Annotated in this window: 12 protein-coding genes and 1 tRNA gene; 12 read left to right on the top strand and 1 reads right to left on the bottom strand. The window is 37.9% G+C overall.

Annotated features, from left to right (window positions below):
* The first annotated feature begins 51 nt into the window (after positions 1-51).
* The 12 genes from murD (at position 52) to DCS32_RS02320 (ending at position 14,462) form a co-directional block, all read left to right on the top strand.
* Positions 52-1,389, top strand: coding sequence for a UDP-N-acetylmuramoyl-L-alanine--D-glutamate ligase (gene murD / locus DCS32_RS02375; RefSeq protein ID WP_108876838.1), 1,338 nt, complete (start codon positions 52-54; stop codon positions 1,387-1,389).
* Positions 1,390-1,491: 102 nt separating this feature from the next.
* Positions 1,492-2,700: an FtsW/RodA/SpoVE family cell cycle protein gene (locus DCS32_RS02370; RefSeq protein WP_108876837.1), complete on the top strand. Its 1,209-nt coding sequence runs from the start codon at positions 1,492-1,494 to the stop codon at positions 2,698-2,700.
* On the top strand, positions 2,687-3,775 hold the full coding sequence (gene murG / locus DCS32_RS02365; RefSeq protein ID WP_108876836.1) for an undecaprenyldiphospho-muramoylpentapeptide beta-N-acetylglucosaminyltransferase: 1,089 nt from the start codon (positions 2,687-2,689) through the stop codon (positions 3,773-3,775). Before DCS32_RS02370 ends, murG begins: the two co-directional genes overlap by 14 nt.
* Before the next feature lie 55 nt (positions 3,776-3,830).
* The gene (gene murC, locus DCS32_RS02360; protein ID WP_108876835.1) at positions 3,831-5,183 is read left to right on the top strand and encodes a UDP-N-acetylmuramate--L-alanine ligase; all 1,353 of its coding nucleotides are present in this window, start codon (positions 3,831-3,833) and stop codon (positions 5,181-5,183) included.
* Between the two features lie 85 nt (positions 5,184-5,268).
* Positions 5,269-5,889, top strand: coding sequence for a cell division protein FtsQ/DivIB (locus tag DCS32_RS02355; RefSeq protein ID WP_239057551.1), 621 nt, complete (start codon positions 5,269-5,271; stop codon positions 5,887-5,889).
* 71 nt (positions 5,890-5,960) lie between these two features.
* The gene (gene ftsA / locus DCS32_RS02350; RefSeq protein WP_108876833.1) at positions 5,961-7,310 is read left to right on the top strand and encodes a cell division protein FtsA; all 1,350 of its coding nucleotides are present in this window, start codon (positions 5,961-5,963) and stop codon (positions 7,308-7,310) included.
* Positions 7,311-7,403: 93 nt separating this feature from the next.
* Positions 7,404-9,419: a cell division protein FtsZ gene (gene ftsZ / locus DCS32_RS02345; RefSeq protein ID WP_108876832.1), complete on the top strand. Its 2,016-nt coding sequence runs from the start codon at positions 7,404-7,406 to the stop codon at positions 9,417-9,419.
* Between the two features lie 203 nt (positions 9,420-9,622).
* A complete protein-coding gene (locus DCS32_RS02340) occupies positions 9,623-10,072 on the top strand; it encodes a GatB/YqeY domain-containing protein (RefSeq protein WP_108876831.1) in 450 nt (149 codons plus the stop codon).
* Between the two features lie 204 nt (positions 10,073-10,276).
* The gene (locus tag DCS32_RS02335) at positions 10,277-12,235 is read left to right on the top strand and encodes an OmpA family protein (RefSeq protein ID WP_108876830.1); all 1,959 of its coding nucleotides are present in this window, start codon (positions 10,277-10,279) and stop codon (positions 12,233-12,235) included.
* 38 nt (positions 12,236-12,273) lie between these two features.
* Positions 12,274-12,347, top strand: a tRNA-Arg gene (locus DCS32_RS02330).
* Between the two features lie 781 nt (positions 12,348-13,128).
* A complete protein-coding gene (locus DCS32_RS02325) occupies positions 13,129-13,668 on the top strand; it encodes an RNA polymerase sigma factor (protein WP_108876829.1) in 540 nt (179 codons plus the stop codon).
* Positions 13,665-14,462 (top strand): anti-sigma factor domain-containing protein, encoded by a 798-nt coding sequence (locus DCS32_RS02320; RefSeq protein WP_108876828.1) that lies wholly within the window; start codon positions 13,665-13,667, stop codon positions 14,460-14,462. Before DCS32_RS02325 ends, DCS32_RS02320 begins: the two co-directional genes overlap by 4 nt.
* Positions 14,463-14,938: 476 nt before the next feature.
* On the opposite strand, the gene DCS32_RS02315 is transcribed toward DCS32_RS02320, so the two are convergent.
* Positions 14,939-16,228, bottom strand: coding sequence for a tetratricopeptide repeat protein (locus DCS32_RS02315; RefSeq protein WP_108876827.1), 1,290 nt, complete (start codon positions 16,226-16,228; stop codon positions 14,939-14,941).
* Between the last annotated feature and the right edge of the window lie 8 nt (positions 16,229-16,236).

The raw sequence follows: 16,236 nt of genomic DNA, 5'->3' as shown, positions 1-16,236 counted from the left end.
TTCGCGAAAGCGAAGTTAACACTGAACCTGCTAAAGTTAGAAGGTATAAAAATGAAGAAACGCTTAGTCATATTAGGAGCCGGAGAATCTGGCGTAGGAACTGCCATTTTAGGTAAGGCCAAAGGGTATGATGTATTCTTATCTGATTTTGGAAAAATTAAGGATAATTATAAAAAGATACTAGTTGCCGAGGGATTTGCTTGGGAAGAAGAAGGTCATACAGAGGCATTGATTCTTAATGCAGATGTCGTGATGAAGAGCCCTGGAATACCAGACAAAGCGCCTATTGTGCAGAGGTTACTCGAAAAGGGAGTGGCTGTAATCTCTGAGATAGAATTTGCTTCTCAATATACTGACGCCACTATTGTGGGTATTACTGGAAGTAACGGAAAAACCACTACGACGATGCTTACTGGATTTATTCTAGAGCAAGCGGGAATCAATCTAGGTGTTGCTGGTAACATAGGTGACAGCTATGCAAAGATGGTGGCACAGAAAGAGATTGATACGTATGTGCTAGAAATAAGCAGTTTTCAGTTAGATGGAATCGCAGATTTTGCACCACATATCGCGGTGGTATTAAATGTGACGCCAGATCATCTAGATCGATACGATTATAAGTTTGAAAATTACATTGCTTCAAAATTTAGAATAGCAATGAACCAAAAAGAAACAGATTATCTCATCTACGATGCAGATGACCCTGTGAGTGTAGACTGGCTCAAAAAACATCCAGTTAAATCAAAATTATTGCCTTTTTCACTTGATAAAGAATTTGAAAATGGCGCATTTATAAAAGACAATAACCTAACAGTACAACTCGATAATAACACCTTTACCATGGCTACAAATAACCTCGCTTTAAAAGGGCAACACAATAAGAAAAATGCAATGGCTGCCTCTACTGTAGCAAATCTATTAAATATCCGTAAGGCTACTATTCGTGAGAGTTTAGAAGGTTTTCAGGGTGTTGAGCATAGATTAGAGCAAGTGCTTAAAATCAATAATGTACAATACATTAATGACAGTAAAGCGACTAATGTAAACGCAACTTTTTATGCTTTAGATAGTATGAGTGAGCCTACAGTGTGGATTGTAGGTGGTGTAGATAAAGGTAATGATTACCGTGATTTATATCCACTTGTTAACGAGAAGGTAAAAGCTATTATCTGTTTAGGTGTTGATAATGCAAAATTGATGAGTCATTTTGGAAACATGGTTGATATTATTGTAGAAACACCTTCTATGTCTGAGGCTGTAAAAATAGCTTATAAAGTATCTGAGCGCGGAGATAACGTATTACTTTCTCCTGCTTGTGCAAGTTTTGACTTGTTTGAAAATTATGAAGATCGCGGCCGCCAGTTTAAGGAGGCTGTACGTAACCTTTAATTCTGATTTGAAAGCTGATTGTACTTCATTCCCCCGTGTAAGGCAATCAGCTTGTCAGAATTTATTAGTTAAAGAAACCGAATAACAAATAATTACTAAGCGTTGAGTACCACATTTAAAAACATATTTGCAGGATTACAAGGTGACAAGACTATATGGGCTATTGTTGCCCTTCTTGCATTGTTTTCCTTTTTACCTGTGTATAGCGCGGCAAGTAACCTCGCATATATTAAAGGTGATGGGAATACGGTGAGGTTTCTTATTAAACATGGTATGCATTTAGTGTTAGGGTTTGCAATGTTGTATGGGGTTCATAAAATACCACATCATTACTTTAAAGGGCTTTCCTTTATTGCGCTTCCAGTTGTGATTATACTGCTCATAGTGACACTCGCTCAGGGAACTACCATGGGTGGAGCAAATGCAAGTAGATGGATTAAAATCCCGATTCTGGGAGTTGGTTTTCAGACTTCCACATTTGCAGGTGTTGTGTTGATGGTATACGTGGCTAGGTATCTTGCAAAAATTAAGGATACCGCAGTAACATTTAAAGAAACTATTGTGCCTCTATGGTTGCCAGTGGCTGCTGTTCTTGCATTGATACTTCCGGCTAACTTTTCTACTACTGCGATTATCGCAGCAATGGTAGTAGCTTTAGTATTCCTGGGAGGTTATCCATTAAAATATTTAGGTATTGTTATTGCCACTGGTGTTGTTGCACTTCTGTTCTTCGTGTTGTTAGCAAAAGCTTTTCCAGGCGTATTTCCTAACCGTGTTGATACTTGGATAAGTCGTGTAGAAAATTTTGCAAATAACGAAGTAGACGCAGATGCAGATTACCAAATAGAAAAAGCGAAAATTGCCATAGCCTCAGGCGGAGTCATTGGTCTAGGTCCAGGTAAAAGTGTTCAGAAAAACTTTTTGCCACAATCATCCTCAGATTTTATATATGCAATAATTGTAGAGGAGTTTGGTCTTGCGGGAGCAGGATTTTTACTGTTTTTGTATATGTTGCTATTGTTTAGAATTACCGTAGTTGCTCATAAGGCAGATACAGTCTTTGCAAAGCTAGTTGTGGTAGGTGTAGGATTGCCTATTGTTTTTCAGGCTTTAATTAATATGGCAGTTGCCGTGGAGTTATTTCCTGTTACGGGGCAAACATTACCACTAGTGAGTAGTGGAGGTACTTCTATATGGATGACCTGTCTTGCCGTAGGGATTGTACTTAGTGTAAGTGCAAAACGAGCACCAGTTGTGCCAAAAGATGAGAGTGAGTTAAACCCTTTAGACATACTTAGTGAAGCCATATAGAGTCATATTATCTGGAGGAGGAACAGGAGGTCATATCTATCCTGCTATTGCTATTGCAAATGAAATCCAGCGCCGTCATCCTGATGCACAATTTCTATTTGTAGGAGCTAGTGATCGCATGGAAATGGAAAAAGTACCGCAAGCAGGCTTTGAGATAGAAGGGTTGTGGATTGCTGGAATACAGCGCAAGCTCACGGTAGATAATCTTATGTTTCCATTTAAGCTCATTAGTAGCTTGATGAAATCTCGTAAGATTATTAAGAAATTTAAGCCAGATGTTGTGATAGGTACTGGCGGATTTGCAAGTGGGCCACTGCTTAAGATGGCTACAATTGTAGGTATACCTGCACTGATTCAAGAGCAAAATAGCTATGCAGGTATTACAAATAAACTGTTGGGTAAGTCGGTTGAGAAAGTATGCGTGGCTTATGATGATATGCATCGCTTTTTTCCAGCAGAAAATATTGTAAAAACCGGTAACCCAGTACGTGCAGATCTATTGGATATAGAAAGTAAACGTAGTACTGCTTTGGCGAAATATGACTTGTCTCATAGTTCAAAAGTAGTGTTAGTTATAGGGGGAAGTCTAGGTGCAAGAGCTATAAACGATTTAATAGAGAAGCAACTCCCAATATTTAAACGAAAAGGAGTGCAGGTTTTATGGCAAACAGGTAAGCTATATTACGATAAATACAAGCATCATCAGGCAGATGGTGTTCAGGTGATGGCATATATCGATCAGATGGATATGGCTTATGCAGCTGCAGATATTATTATATCTAGAGCTGGAGCAGGGTCTGTATCTGAGTTATGCATTGTAGGAAAGGCGACCATTTTTATTCCCTCTCCAAACGTTGCCGAAGATCACCAAACTAAAAATGCACAAGCTATCGAGAAAATGGGTGCTGCAATTTTAATTGCAGAAAAGGATCTCGATAAAAAGTTTGAGCTCGTATTTAAAGCGCTTTTCAATGATGAGAAAGTTCGCTTTGAGCTAGGAAGAAAAATAAAAACACTTGCATTACCAAATGCCACAGCAGACATTGTGGATGAGGTAGAGCAATTATTTAAATAATAATTTGAAAACATAACAACCGTAGTTTATAAACTGTGGTTTGTAGCATAGATAAATGAAACCTTTAAAAGACATACAGAACATTTACTTCATCGGTATCGGTGGGATAGGTATGAGTGCGCTAGCGTTGTACTTCCATAAGGAGGGCAAGAATGTAGCGGGTTATGATAAAACGCCTTCAGATGTAACGGCAGCTTTGCAAGCATCTGGGATTAAGGTTCATTTTGAAGATAAAAAAGAGGCAATTGATAGTTCGTTTACGAGTAAGGAGGATACCCTAGTGGTGTTTACTCCTGCTGTTCCTAAAATGATGGGAGAGCTAGTATATTTTCGCGAAAGCGGATTTACCCTTAAAAAAAGAGCAGAAGTATTGGGCATGATTGCAAATCAAAGCTTCTCACTTGCTGTTGCGGGAACGCATGGTAAAACGACTACTTCTAGTATTTTGGGTCATCTACTGGCGGCAACCGGAGCCCCGGTAACTGCATTTATAGGCGGTATCACAAATAATTATAATGGTAATTTAATCCAAAAAGGAAGTGACGTTGTGGTTGTGGAGGCAGATGAGTTTGATCGCTCATTCCTACAGCTTAGGCCAGATATTCTCTGTGTGACTTCTATGGATGCAGATCATCTTGATATTTATGAAGATGAGGCAGACCTTATCGCTACGTTCCAAGAATTTGGGGCACTAGCTCCAAAAGATAAGCGTTTTGTAAAAAGCGGACTTCCACTAGCTGGAAATACGGTTGGTATTGAGGAGGATGCAGATTATACTGCGCAGCGAGTGCGTATAGAGAATGGTGCTTATGTCTTTGACTTGCACTACCCAGGTGGTGTTTTGGAGAATTTACGATTTAGCCTGCCAGGAAGACACAATCTTTTTAATGCTGTAGCTGCATTAGGGATGGCATTATCGTATGGTAGTCCTAAAGAACAGTTGATTGAAGCACTAGCGAGCTATTCAGGCGTTAATCGCCGATTTACATACCGTATCCAGAAAGAAGATATGGTGTTAATAGATGATTATGCGCATCACCCTACAGAAATTGCTGCGGTGCATCAAAGTGTAAGAGAGATGTATCCAGAGCAGAGTGTGCTAGCTATTTTTCAGCCACACTTATTTAGTAGAACAAAAGATTTTATGAGTGATTTTGCAGTAGCGCTTTCTCGTTTTGATGAAGTAGCACTGCTTGATATTTACCCAGCAAGAGAAGAGCCTATTGATGGTATAACTAGCGAAGTATTGCTTAGTGAAATGACGCTTTCGCGAAAGCAAATTATACAGAAAAATGAGCTTATTGCTTTAGTAAAAGGTACGAAGCATAAAATTGTTGTGATGATGGGTGCTGGAGATATAGGTGTAGAGATTTTAAAAGTAACAAAAGAACTGCGGGGTGAAGGTTAACTGGTTTTACATAAAGATGTCGGTTTTACTGCTGTGGACGGTGTTTTTGTTTGCGTTTGCAATTCAAAGAAATGAGGCGCGCACAGTGGCTGAAGTTAGTGTTTCATTTAAGGATGAAAGTGCTCCTTTTGTGACGCGTGAGACCGTTAATAAATTGTTGATAGTAAGTAACGAAAAGCTTGCAGGAAAGGTAAAAGAAAATATAGCTTTGAGTGAGATGGAAAAGCGCGTGAAGGCGCATCCAATTATCAAGAATGCAGATGTTTACGTAACGATGGGTGGTGATATAGGTGTTGCAATAGAGCAACGTAAGCCTATAGCACGACTTAGCGGTGCTATTTCTTTTTATATAGATGAGAGTGGTGAGGTGATGCCATTATCACAAAATCACTCCGCGCACGTTCCCCTTGTAACCGGAGCAACCGAGAAAGAAATAAGCGAAGTTTATAAGCTTGTAAATTTTATAAGGAAGGATGAGTTTCTTGCAAAGCACATTATAGGTATATCTCGAAGTAAGAACGCAGAGTATATGTTAAAGGTTAGAAAACTAGGGTATACTGTATCACTAGGTAAGGTAGAAGCGTTAGAAAAGAGATTTAGTAATTATAAGGCTTTTTATCAAAAAGCACTTAGAGATAAAAGTTTAGATAAGTATAAAACTATAGAGCTCAAGTATGACGGGCAAGTAGTTTGTGAGAAAAAATAAAACGGGGATTGAGTAAACTTTCGCTTATTCCGATAGCTATCGGGAGGGAGTAAACTCTCAAAATTAAAGGTATGGAAAATCAAAATATCGCAGTAGGGCTGGACATAGGGACCACGAAGATCGTGGCAATGATAGGGCGGTACAATGAGTATAACAAGGTGGAGATTCTCGGTATAGGGAAGTCCAAAAGTCTTGGTGTACACCGTGGTGTGGTAAATAATATCACCCAGACCATACAGTCTGTGCAGCAAGCTGTACAGGAAGCAGAAGATGTATCAGGAATCAAAATTCAAGATGTAGTCGTAGGTATTGCTGGGCAACACATACGTTCATTACAACATAGTGATTATATAACCCGTAACAACTCTGAAGAGGTAATTGATGCAGCAGATATTGATGCATTATGTAACCAAGTACATAAACTGGTAATGCTTCCAGGTGAGGAAATTATTCATGTATTACCACAAGAGTATAAAGTAGACGGGCAAAGCGAGATTAAAGAGCCTATTGGGATGTATGGTGGTCGCGTAGAAGCAAATTTTCACGTGGTCGTAGGGCAAGTAGCATCCATAAGAAATATAGGTCGTTGTGTGAAAAGCGCAGGGTTAAACCTTGATCGCATCACACTAGAGCCACTGGCATCTGCAAATGCAGTGTTGAGCCAAGAGGAAAAGGAAGCTGGAGTAGCACTTATCGATATAGGTGGTGGTACAACAGACCTTGCTATTTTTAAAGATGGTATTATTAGACATACAGCTGTAATACCTTTTGGAGGTAATATTATTACAGAAGATATAAAAGAAGGATGTTCAATTATTGAGAAGCAGGCAGAGCTTCTTAAAATTAAATTTGGTTCTGCGTGGCCAGGAGAAAATAAAGACAACGAGATTGTTTCTATTCCTGGGTTACGAGGCCGTGAACCTAAAGAGATAACACTAAAGAATTTATCAAAAATCATTCACGCGAGAGTAGTGGAGATTGTTGAGCAAGTGTATTTAGAAATTAAAAATTACGGACACGAGGAGCAAAAGAAAAAGCTCATTGCAGGTATTGTACTTACTGGTGGAGGTAGCCAACTCAAGCACTTAAAACAGCTAGTAGAATATATTACAGGTATGGATACTCGTATAGGATATCCTAATGAGCATCTTGCTGGAGATAGTGATGCAGAGACTACGAGTCCGCTGTATGCTACTGCTGTGGGATTAGTAATGAATAGCCTTGAGCACGGTTTATATAACAGTCAGTTAGAGCCAGAAGAGGAAATTATTGCAAAAGAAGAAGAGGTCTTTACAGACACCATTAATGAAATGCCAGAAACAGATATCGAGGCAAGGCCTAAAAAACCACAGGCGCCTAAGAGAAGCATATTTGATAGATGGGCAGATAAGTTTAAAGATTTTCTAGACAACGCAGAGTAGTCTATAAGATCAGTAAAGAGTAAATAGAGAATAATAAGACGGCTACGCAAGTAGTAATTGATTGTATAAGAATAAGGGGCAAAAACAAATCATATGAGTACGACACAATTTGATAACATCACATTTGATCTACCTAAAAACCAAAGTCACGTAATTAAAGTGATAGGTGTAGGTGGTGGAGGTAGTAACGCTATTAACCATATGTTCCAGCAGGGAATAAATGGGGTAGATTTTGTAATCTGTAACACAGATGCACAAGCACTGGAAAATAGTACAGTACCTAATAAGATACAACTGGGAGTAGGTCTTACAGAAGGTCTTGGTGCTGGAGCAAATCCAGATGTTGGAGAACAAGCGGCTATAGAGAGTGAGATGGATATCAAGCAAATGCTTGGTACTAACACAAAGATGATATTTATTACTGCCGGAATGGGTGGTGGTACAGGAACGGGTGCTGCGCCAGTTATTGCCAAAATGGCTCGTGAGCTTGATATCCTAGTCGTAGGGATTGTCACGATACCATTCCAGTTTGAAGGTAAAATGCGTAATGAGCAAGCTCAAAAAGGAGTAGATAGACTTCGTGCCCAGGTAGATTCACTTATTGTTATTAATAATAACAAGCTCCGTGAGGTTTACGGTAATCTTGGTTTTAAAGCAGGTTTTAGTAAAGCAGATGAAGTTCTTGCAACCGCTTCACGTGGTATTGCAGAGGTAATTACACATCACTATACACAAAACATCGATTTACGTGATGCAAAAACAGTTTTAAGTAAATCAGGGACAGCTATCATGGGTAGCGCCACTGCTAGTGGTACAAGTCGTGCAAATGAGGCGATATCAAAAGCGCTTGACTCTCCATTGCTTAACGATAATAAAATTACTGGAGCTAAGAATGTATTATTACTCATAGTTTCTGGTGGTGATGAGATTACTATAGACGAGATAGGAGAAATTAACGATCACATTCAAGCAGAGGCAGGTCACAGCGCAAACATCATCATGGGTGTAGGTGAAGATGACTCTCTAGGCGATGCAATTTCTGTAACGATTATCGCTACAGGATTTAATGCAGAGCAGCAGAATGAGATTGTAAACGTAGAGACTAAGAAAATCATTCATACACTAGAAGAGGAGCAAAGAGCACAGCAAGATTTAATGCCAGATGCTACTGTAGAGATTCCACCTTCGGCACCAGTAGCTCCACAAGCACCGGTTGCTCCTAAGAAAATAGTGCATACACTTGATCTTGATGAAATAGAGGAAAAGAGGCCTACCGCTTTCGCGAAAGCGCCAGTAAAAGAAATTACAAGGCAACAAGCTGTGCCAGAGCAGGCTCCTAAAGCTGAGCCAGTACAGCCTCCTGCGCAGCAATATAGTATGGATATAGTTCCTACTACAGATGTAATTAAGAATATTACAGTTGTGTATGATGAGATACTTCTAGAGAATGAAGCAGATTTTGAAATCATAGATACTACAGTGCGTCATGAAGCGACTAGAGTAGAGCATAAAGAGCCAGAAAATAATGGAATGTTATTTTTTGATATGCCACTAACGACAGAAGCGCCTGTAGAGGAAGATGAGAAGCCTATCATGTTTGATCTTGATGACACTACAGCATCTATTGAAGTTAAGGAGCCTATAGAAATTGTACCAGTAACTGAGCATTCTAATACTGGAGAAACTCGATATAGTCTTGAAGATTACATGGAGCTTGAGGAAACACTTTCTAACGCATCTAGTGATGAAGATGAAAGCGATATTGAAGAAGAAACTATTGTTTTTGAAACAAAAACTGTTGCTCCTCAACAAAAGAGTGAAGATGAAAATGCAGAGATAGACCCAATGAATAGTCCTATCTCACAGATTCTTATAGATAGAGCTTCTGAGCGTAAGCGCAAGATGAAAGAATTCAATTATAAATTTCGCACAAATCAGTCTCGTATAGAGGAGATAGAAAAGCAACCTGCGTATAAGCGTATGGGGATTGATCTAGAAGAAACACCAGCAAAAGATGGAAGTTTGTCTAGAACATCACTTTCTACAGACGATAATGATGAAATTCAATTGAGAAGTAATAACTCATTTTTACATGATAATGTAGATTAGGCAGCTACTGCTTAGAGTTTTTAGCGACCCGGCTATCTTCCCCAAGATAGTCGGGTTTCTTTTTTATAAGCTACTTGGGTGTGTATTTAATTTCACCATTTCTCGTATCTTCGTGACTTTAATAAGATATTTATAATCAATAAAATTATCTCTTAAACTCCATAACTTAATTAGGAGTGTTGAGTAAAAAAATATATACTACTATGAGCCTATCTACACAAGTGATGACTGCAATGAAAGAAGCTATGAAAGCTAAAGATCAAAATGCATTAACATCGCTACGTGCCATAAAATCTGCAATCTTACTTGCGCAGACAGAGACAGGAGCAAAAGAAGAGATCACCGAAGAGCAAGAGCTTAAGTTATTACAGAAACTTGTAAAGCAGCGTAAGGATAGTGCAGCTATCTTTGCAGAGCAAGGACGTAATGATCTTGCAGATCCAGAAATAGCACAGGCAGAAGTAATCTCTCAATTCTTACCAGAACAAATGAGTGAGGCAGATGTAACTAAAGTAGTAGATGAGATAATTGCCGCAACTGGTGCCCAAGGAATGAAAGATATGGGTAAAGTGATGGGACAAGTTAATGCTAGACTTACTGGAAAAGCAGATGGTAAAACCATTAGTACAATTGTGAAGGCTCGTCTTTCATAATAGTCTTGTAGTCAGTTGATTTACTTTAAAATTCTTATATAATAGCCTTTTATACGTGAAAGCAGTCTTTTTATCGAATTGACAACATAGTTGTGTCATTTGAAAAAAAGGTTTACTAATATTGTGTTCCCCAGCGAGACTCAAGCAGTCTTTAAATAAACCCCCTAAATAGTTTTTAACGTTTAACTTTTATACCAAGAGGTTATGAAGGGATTTATGAGGTGCGCCTTTATTTTAGTGATTATTTTTAGTACAATTACTAGTGCTAATGCACAGCAAGGAAAGCTTGCTAGAGCAAATAAAAAGTTTAATCAGTTAGCTTATATAGATGCGATTGAAATCTATAAAGACCTCGTAGCAGAAGGTTTTAAATCTTATCAAGTTTTTAATAAAATAGCAGAAGCCTACTATTACAATGGTAAGTACTCCCAAGCTCAAGAATGGTATGGGAAACTTACAGAAAGCTATGCAGACTCTGTAAGTGATGAGCACTATTTTAGATATGCGCAAACACTACGTGCTATCAAAGAATATGATAAGTCTGATGAGATGATGCAAATCTTTGCAGATCGAAGCGGAAATGACTTCAGAGCAAAATTATTCAAAGAAAATCCAGATTATACAAAGGTAGAAGGCTACCGAGAAAGCTATTATACGGTTAATATGATACGAGAGATGAACTCTCGATACTCAGATTTTGGTCCGTCATATTATAAGAATCAAGTGATTTTTGCTTCGGCAAGAGATACGGGTTCTATTACAAGACGTATACATAAGTGGAACAATCAGCCATTTTTGGATTTATATAAGTCCACTATGAAGGAAGATGGAAGCATGTCTCCGCCTTCACGTTTTCACCGCAAGGTAAATACCATCTTCCATGAGAGTACTCCTACGTTTACTAAGGATGGAAAGACAATGTATTTTACAAGAAATAATTTTACAGATGGAGATTTTGCAAAATCGTCAGATGGGATTAATAAATTGAAAATCTATAAATCTAGGTTATTAGATAAGGAAAAAGGAAGTTGGTCAGAAGCGGTTGAAGTTTCATTTAATGAAGAAGAATATGCTACTGCCCACCCAGCGTTAAGCCCAGATGGAAAAACACTTTATTTCTCATCAGATAGGCCAGGGAGTGTAGGGCTGTCAGATATTTGGAAAGTGGCTATTAATGGTGATGGAAGCTTTGGTGAGCCTGTAAATCTTGGGAAACCTATAAATACAGAAGGAAGAGATGCCTTTCCATTTATGAGTAGTACAGGGAATCTTTACTACGCCTCAGATGGATATCCAGGGCTGGGAGGACTTGATATTTTTGTGACTAACCCATCATCAGAAGAGATTACGGTTGCAAGCTTGGGTGAACCTATTAATAGCTCTGCAGATGATTTTGCCTACATAGTGAATGACACTTTAAAAACTGGTTTCTTTTCTTCAAGTCGTAATCAGGGAATGGGTAGTGATGATATTTATAGATTCAAGCAAAAGGAAAAGCCAGAGCCACGATGTGATGTAGATGTCTTAGGTTTTATTACAGATGCGGTGACAAAGCAACCTATAACGGATGCAAAAGTACAGCTCATGAATGCTGATAATGAAGTGGTAAAAGAAGTTGATGTAAATGCACGTGGCTTATATAGATTTAGTCTCGTATGCTCAGAAAATTATGTAATACGTGCGACCTCAAAATTATATTATGCAAAAGAGGTTATTGTGATCACACCGGCAGAGCCAGAAACATTACAAAAGGATATAGAGCTCGAGTTGAGACTTACAGAAGTAGGAGTAGGTGACGATCTTGCAAAACTTCTTAATCTTAATCCTATTTACTTTGATTATAATAAATCTGACATAAGACCAGATGCTGCGTTAGAGCTTACAAAAGTGATCTCTGCAATGAAGCAAGTGCCAGATATGGTGATAAGCGTAAGGTCACATACAGATAGTCGAGGTAAGGATGATTATAACCTGTCACTTTCAGATAGAAGAGCAAAATCTACAGTGGCATACATTATCTCTAGAGGTATCGATGCCAATAGGATATCTGGTCAAGGTTATGGCGAGACAGAGCTCGTAAATACCTGTGATAACAACTCAGACTGTACAGAGGAGCAACATCAATTAAATCGTCGTTCAGAATTTATTGTGATTACTCAGTAAAGATTTACATTTGCGCTTTCGCGAAAGCAAAAAAAGTAGGCTCAGTAGTTCAACTGGATAGAATATCAGATTTCGGCTCTGACGGTTGGAGGTTCGAATCCTCTCTGGGTCACGAATAAATAGAAAAGGAGAAAAATAATTTGAGCTTGCTCAGAAATTATTTTTCTCCTTTTTTATTTTCAAAGCGGAGCTTTGAGGATCACCGAAGCGTAGCGGAGGTAATCCTTTCGTGAAAGTTTTCATTATAGTTATGTCGTCCTTCAGAAAGTTTGAACTCGTGCCTTTGAGTTAACTAAGGAGAAAATAATTTGAGCTTGCTCAGAAATTATTTTTCTCCTTTTCTATTTTCAAAGCGGAGCTTTGAGGATCACCGAAGCGTAGCGGAGGTAATCCTTTCGTGAAAGTTTTCATTATAGTTATGTCGTCCTTCAGAAAGTTTGAACTCGTGCCTTTGAGTTAACTAAGGAGAAAATAATTTGAGCTTGCTCAGAAATTATTTTTCTCCTTTTTTATTTTCAAAGCGGAGCTTTGAGGATCACCGAAGCGCAGCGGAGGTAATCCTTCAGTGAAAGTTTCCATTACAGTTATGTCTTCCTTCAAAAAGTTTGAATTCTGACCCTTTCAAGTTACTAATGAGCACAAAATTCTCATAGTAAATCAAGTGTATTTGAATTTGTAATTGGGGCTCTTCTATTTTCAAAGCGGAGCTTTGTGGGATCACCGAAGTGCAGCGGAGATAATCCTTTCGTGAAAGTTTCAATTACAGATGTATATTTCATAAGCTAGTAGGAGAGTGAGATTGATTTATTAATAGCACAAGTAAATTATTACAGGCTTTAACAGCAAAATAGTTGCATATGGTAAATCATAATCCTACATTGGTAGTCTAATCTATGATGACACAACCAGACGCATTAATTAATAAGTTTCTACAGAAAGATCCTGCATCTTTTGAGAAAATTTATGAACTCTATAGCGAGAGCTTATTTGGAGTTATAAATAGTGTTGTACATAACCAAGAGGTAGCAGAAGAGTTATTGCAAGACACCTTTGTTAAAATCTGGAATAATTCAGATAAGTACAACCCTTCTAAAGGAAGATTTTTTACGTGGATGCTTAATATAGCTCGCAATGGTGCTATAGACAAAACACGTTCTAAAGATTTCAAAAATCAAAAGAAAAACCATACTGCCGAATATTTCGTAGATATTCTCGAGGCGAAAGGAAGCTTTAATACTTCGGTAGATGCCATTGGTATCAAGAAGTATGTAGACGTTCTAGAACCGCTTTGTAAAAAGATAATTCACTTCTTGTTTTTTCAAGGATATACACAAAAGGAAACAGCCGAAGAGCTAGATATTCCTTTAGGTACCGTAAAAACACGAAATAGAATTTGTATAAAAAAACTAAGAGATATTGTAGGCGTAGTATGAAAAATTCACAAACATATATAGATTCAGGGGTTCTCGAGCTCTTTGTATATGGAACACTTCCTGAGGAGGAAATGGTGGAGATTGCTCGTGAGGTATCTCAAGATACAGCATTACTACAAGAGGTAGTAGAGATCGAAAACCATTTAATGCATCTTGCTAAGGCAGCCGCTCCTGGTGAGCCTAAGGATGTTAGTGTTCTAAGAAAGTACATAAACGATAATGAAACTAAAGTAATCCCGCTTTCGCGAAAGCAAACTCCTATCATCACTTTTATGGGATGGGCTGCTGCAATATTACTGCTTGCGGGTGTAGGTTACTTATATACTGAAAATAACAAGCTTGAAGATCGTATCGTGGATACGGAGAGAGAATTGTTGCTTCAAGAAGGTAAAACACAAGTTGCAGAAACAAACCTCGATCAAACCAGAGGATTACTTAATGTAATACGTAAACAAGATTTAATAGCAGTGCCACTAGGAGCGCAAGCTATTGCACCAGAAGCTTATGCATCTGTGTATTGGGATAAGAAAAGTGGTAAAGCGTATATAGATGTAAAAGGATTACCAGAACCTCCTGAAGGGAAGGTTTACCAAGTGTGGTCACTTACCTTAGAACCTCTTACGCCTACGAGCATAGGAGTTCTTGATCAATATGATGCTAGCGGAAATCAAATCTTTGAGCTAAGTAATCCTAATGAGTCTGAAGCCTTTGGTATTACGTTAGAGCCAGAAGGAGGAAGTGCTTCTCCTACACTTGAGCAACTATATACATTAGGAGTGGTTGCATCATCTTAAGATGTACGAGAGCTTTCTAATTACATGTAACATATATAGGTATAGTATCAATCTAAAAACTCCTTGCTAGTTCTATAGCAAGGAGTTTTTTATGCGCTATCAATTCGTTTACTAATCAATAAGCTCGCTAGTCAAATAACTACTCATATAACCTGTTCATGTTATCTATAGATTATATGAATTGTCTAGTTGTTATGCTTACTCAATTGTCATCAAAAAGGCACTAAATGAGCATGATTTAAACAAGCAGGATGACGACAGCTTTTGTGTGTAGGTTATATACTATTATGTGTGACTTGCGCTTAAGAAAAGGTAATAAAGCTAACTCGAATTATAGGTCATAAAAAAGCGTCTTACTCAAAAGAGTAAGACGCTCATACAAACAAAATCAAAAACTATCCAACCATTAATAGTTTTCTAATAACCTTACTATATCTACGTAAAACATTGTGAAGCGGTTTCATAGATTAGGAAAATTATAAGTTTTGTATTTCTTTATAGGTAACAGGGCCTAGTTCAAAGCTTGTTTCCAGTAACTCTTCTTTGATAGGAGCTAGTTCATTTTTCATATCAAGAGCTTTATAAATTTGTGCTGTGTGAAACTGCGCCATAGGCTCATGAGTTTTACCAATTACATGTTCTTGAGTTATGCTTAAGGCTTTTTTATAATCTCCATTTCCATAGTAAGCATGTGCTAGTAGATCGTAAGACATCGGAGTAGGTCTATTGTTTACTTCCTTCTGAGCTATCGTAATGGCCTGCTGTGATGTCTCAGGGTTGCCTGCATATATTTCGACAAGATATGCTCCATACATATCTCCATAATTTGGATTTGAAACTCGGGATAAAAAATTGTTTAACGCTTCTTTTGCTTTATCTTCATCGCCAGTACTTTCGTAAATCTCTGACTTGAGAAGTTCGTAATCTGGGCTTTTACTATCTCTTTCTATAGCTTCAATTATGCGTAAAGCTTCAGTAGGATTGTTTTCATAAGAATATGCAATCCAGGCAATTCCTTTTTTTGCGTAAGTATTGCTAGGATCGATTGCTAGTGCCTTGAGATAGTGGTTGTAAGCATCATTAATTCTTCCAGCATGTCCATAATAGTCTGCGAGATTTGTGTAGACCCACACTTGTAATCCCTTTTGCTTACTACTTTCTGCAATAGCTTTTGCAGCTTCCATGTGCTGGATTGTTTTGTCAAGATTACCTTTGTAATCTTCCAGTTTTCCAAGTCTAATCAAGTAGTTGTAGTCTGAGAAGTCTGTTTCTTTTGTTAAGATCTTTTCTGCATTTTCATAATCACCTAGTTCCATTGCTACATCAAATGCAACTAGATTAATTGCTTTAATTTCTCCTCCAGCTACTATGCGAGCACTATCAACGAGAGTCTTTGCTTCTTTAAAGCGATGCTGAGTGATGTAGTTTTGTGCTAATGCCAGTAGTTTTCCGTCTTTGCCTATGTTTGTTACTAGCGCAGATCTTGTAAGATTTTTTTCTGCATTTTTGAGTTGCTCTATAGATGCATTAAGTTGAAAAATCTTTGTCTGCATTCCTGCACTTTTTGATAATTCAATAAGTTGGATACTATCTTTTTTTATACGTTCATTCCAGAAGCTTAATTCTTTTTCTGCTTTTGCAATCTCTTGAGAATTTTCAGTCTTTAGGTAGTTCTCATAATCGGCTTTATTGAGAATTTTTTCATCTTCATTAGAACAAGAGATTATTAAGGCGGTTGTGAGTAATAATAAGGTTATATATTTCATAAGATCAA

The sequence above is a fragment of the Dokdonia sp. Dokd-P16 genome (assembly GCF_003095655.1).
GTDB lineage: Bacteria > Bacteroidota > Bacteroidia > Flavobacteriales > Flavobacteriaceae > Dokdonia.
The sequence above is the reverse complement of the archived record's forward strand: the minus strand, read 5'-3'. Positions and strand labels throughout refer to the sequence as shown.

What these genes read in the sequence shown, in the direction of transcription:
- DCS32_RS02335 (WP_108876830.1), top strand. Translation starts at nt 10,277, where the DNA reads ATGAAGGGATTTATGAGGTGCGCCTTTATTTTAGTGATTATTTTTAGT.
- murD (WP_108876838.1), top strand. Translation starts at nt 52, where the DNA reads ATGAAGAAACGCTTAGTCATATTAGGAGCCGGAGAATCTGGCGTAGGA.
- DCS32_RS02320 (WP_108876828.1), top strand. Translation starts at nt 13,665, where the DNA reads ATGAAAAATTCACAAACATATATAGATTCAGGGGTTCTCGAGCTCTTT.
- murC (WP_108876835.1), top strand. Translation starts at nt 3,831, where the DNA reads ATGAAACCTTTAAAAGACATACAGAACATTTACTTCATCGGTATCGGT.
- DCS32_RS02325 (WP_108876829.1), top strand. Translation starts at nt 13,129, where the DNA reads ATGATGACACAACCAGACGCATTAATTAATAAGTTTCTACAGAAAGAT.
- ftsZ (WP_108876832.1), top strand. Translation starts at nt 7,404, where the DNA reads ATGAGTACGACACAATTTGATAACATCACATTTGATCTACCTAAAAAC.
- DCS32_RS02315 (WP_108876827.1), bottom strand. Translation starts at nt 16,228, where the DNA reads ATGAAATATATAACCTTATTATTACTCACAACCGCCTTAATAATCTCT.
- DCS32_RS02340 (WP_108876831.1), top strand. Translation starts at nt 9,623, where the DNA reads ATGAGCCTATCTACACAAGTGATGACTGCAATGAAAGAAGCTATGAAA.
- ftsA (WP_108876833.1), top strand. Translation starts at nt 5,961, where the DNA reads ATGGAAAATCAAAATATCGCAGTAGGGCTGGACATAGGGACCACGAAG.